We start from the raw sequence: 2,443 nt of genomic DNA on the forward strand, positions 1-2,443 counted from the left end.
CGGCGTGCTTGGTGATCGCCCAGAACGGCCGGTACGGCGGGTGGTCCACCAGCGACACCGGCGCCCGGGCGCGCAGGTGGGTCAGCGCCGCGTGCAGCCGCGGCTCGTCGGTGAAGGCGGTCGGGTCGGTGAACACCGCTGCGGCGGCGTCGACGATGGGCGCGTTCATGGTCACTCCTGGCGGCGGGGGTGCCCTCCAGTGTGGGCGATCCCGGGTGATCGCGGTGGCGCTTTGCCGCGACCGGCTCCGGCGCGCACGGTCGCGGCCCGTAGGCTCGAAGCCCATGTCCACCGGATCCGCGCATCGGTGTGTGGCTGCGCTGCTGGCGATCGCGGCGGTGGTCGCCGGCTGTGCCCGCACCGGGAGTACCACGGCCCCGGCGTCGGTCAACGCGCCATCGGCCGAGGTGGTGTTGGATGCCGGGGTGGTGCGCACCGTCGACGGGCTGCTGCGCGGCGTGATCCACCCGGATCACCGGCTGTTCCAAGGGATTCGCTACGCCGCCGCACCGGTCGGACCACTGCGCTGGCAGCCTCCGCAGCCCGCCGGATCGTGGTCGGGCGTGCGCGACGCCGACAAGCCGGGCCCGTGGTGCGTCCAGCCGGAGGCCGGCGGGGCGACCGGCGAGGACTGCCTGATGCTGAACGTGTGGACACCGACCGGCAGTGCGTCTCGGGCGCTGCCGGTGCTGGTCTGGATCCACGGTGGCAGCTTCCTGAAGGGCAGCGGGGACGTCTACGACGCGCGGCGACTGACCGTGCGCGGCAACATCATCGTCGTCACCGTCAACTACCGGCTGGGGGCGCTCGGCTTCCTGGCCGATCCCACGTTGGGCGAGCCCGGAAACTACGGGCTGGCCGACCAGCAGGCGGCGCTGCGCTGGGTTCGGGACAACATCGCCGGCTTCGGGGGCGACCCGATGAAGGTGACCATCGCCGGCGAGTCGGCGGGGGGGATGTCGGTCTGCGACCACCTGGTGGCGCCGGAGTCGGCCGGGCTGTTCCGGGCGGCGATCATCCAGAGCGGCCCGTGCGCCGCGCTGGCCGACGTGCCGGCCGCCCGGCGGATCAGCCGTGACTACGCCGCCGCGGTGGGCTGCGTCGATGAAGCGATCGCCGCGGCGTGCCTGCGCGGGCTGCCGGCCGAGCGGTTCGTCGCGCCGCTCTGGTACGCGCGCTTCGGCACCGATCAGCTCAGCGGCCCGGTCGTCGGCACCCACACGCTGCCGGCCGATCCGGTGCGGACGATCGTCGCGGGCGGTGCGGCCCGGGTGCCGGTGCTGGTCGGGACCACTCGCGACGAGTTCACCATGTTCGTCGCGCTGCGCTACCTGGTGATGGGTCGGGAATTCAGCGCCGCGGAGTACCCCGAGGTGCTGTCCGAGACGTTCGGCGCCGCGGACGGACCAGCGGTGGCCGAGCACTACCCGCCGGCCCGGTACGCCGGGAACGCCTCGCTGGCGCTGGCCACCGCCGTCACCGACGACGTCTTCTCCTGCCTCGCCGACCGGCTGGCCGACGGGTTCGCCAAGGGGTCGCCGGCGGTCTACGGCTACGAATTCGACGACCCGCGGGCGCCGGCCCCGCCGATGTACCAGCAGGTGCCGTTTGCGCTCGGCGCCAGCCACTCACTGGATCTGCGCTACCTGTTCGACGTCGCCGGTGACCTGCCGCCGCTGGACGCCGAGCAGCGTCGGCTGGCCGACCAGATGGTCGGGTACTGGAGCCGGTTCGTCGCCACCGGCGCGCCGGCCGTGGCAGACCAACCCGCCTGGCCGGCCGGCCCGGATTCGTGGATGTCGCTGCGCGCCGACGGAAGCCGGGCGGTGACCGACTTCGCGGCCGTGCACCAGTGCCCGTTCTGGGCCGGCGTCCGCGGCGACCGGTGAGTGCGGCGGCGTCAGCCGGCCAGGGTCACCCAGGTGGTGATCTCGGCGTGCACCACCTCGACACCGTGCCGGTCGGTGACGCTGACCGGGACGACGACCTCGGCCCCTTCGGTGATGCCCGCGAAGTCCGGCGGGTCCAGCTGGGCGGTCGCGCGCAGCGACGTGGTCGCCTTCTGGAGGTACTGCACGGTCATCGCCTTCGGGATCCACCGGTGACTGGGCGGCACGGTGGCCTCCATCAGCATGCCCATCGCGATCTCGGCGGCGTTGCACGACGCGATCGCGTGCACGGTGTGCAGGTGGTTGTAGACGAACGGCCACTTCGGCACCAGAACCTCGGCCAGGCCCGGTTCCATCCGCACCACGTGCGGCAGGACCGAGGCGAAATACGGGACCCGGGCCATCGCCACCGCCGAGAACAGCCGGCTGCCGCCGGGCATCCCGGCGAGCCGTCGCCACGCCTGGTATGTCTTGGTTGAACCGGCCACGCCTTCACCTTACTCAAGGGTAATAAGTAGTGCGCAATCGACGGACACGCGGGATCTTTGACCTGT

Annotated in this window: 2 protein-coding genes and 1 pseudogene; 1 reads left to right on the forward strand and 2 read right to left on the reverse strand. The window is 72.5% G+C overall.

Annotated features, from left to right (window positions below; genetic code table 11):
- Positions 1 to 169 (reverse strand): annotated as a pseudogene (locus tag AC2VNT_RS06190) (cytochrome P450); the annotation flags it as partial.
- Between the two features lie 115 nt (positions 170 to 284).
- On the opposite strand from AC2VNT_RS06190, the gene AC2VNT_RS06195 reads away from it, so the two are divergent.
- Positions 285 to 1,889: a carboxylesterase/lipase family protein gene (locus AC2VNT_RS06195; RefSeq protein WP_486946017.1), complete on the forward strand. Its 1,605-nt coding sequence runs from the start codon at positions 285 to 287 to the stop codon at positions 1,887 to 1,889.
- A gap of 11 nt (positions 1,890 to 1,900) precedes the next feature.
- On the opposite strand, the gene AC2VNT_RS06200 is transcribed toward AC2VNT_RS06195, so the two are convergent.
- Entirely contained in the window at positions 1,901 to 2,329 is a 429-nt protein-coding gene (locus AC2VNT_RS06200; RefSeq protein ID WP_486946018.1) for a hotdog fold domain-containing protein, read from the reverse strand.
- Positions 2,330 to 2,443 lie beyond the last annotated feature (114 nt).

It is taken from the genome of Mycobacterium sp. TH-M15 (genome assembly GCF_057473705.1).

What these genes read in the sequence shown, in the direction of transcription:
- AC2VNT_RS06195 (WP_486946017.1), top strand. Translation starts at nt 285, where the DNA reads ATGTCCACCGGATCCGCGCATCGGTGTGTGGCTGCGCTGCTGGCGATC.
- AC2VNT_RS06200 (WP_486946018.1), bottom strand. Translation starts at nt 2,329, where the DNA reads ATGCCCGGCGGCAGCCGGCTGTTCTCGGCGGTGGCGATGGCCCGGGTC.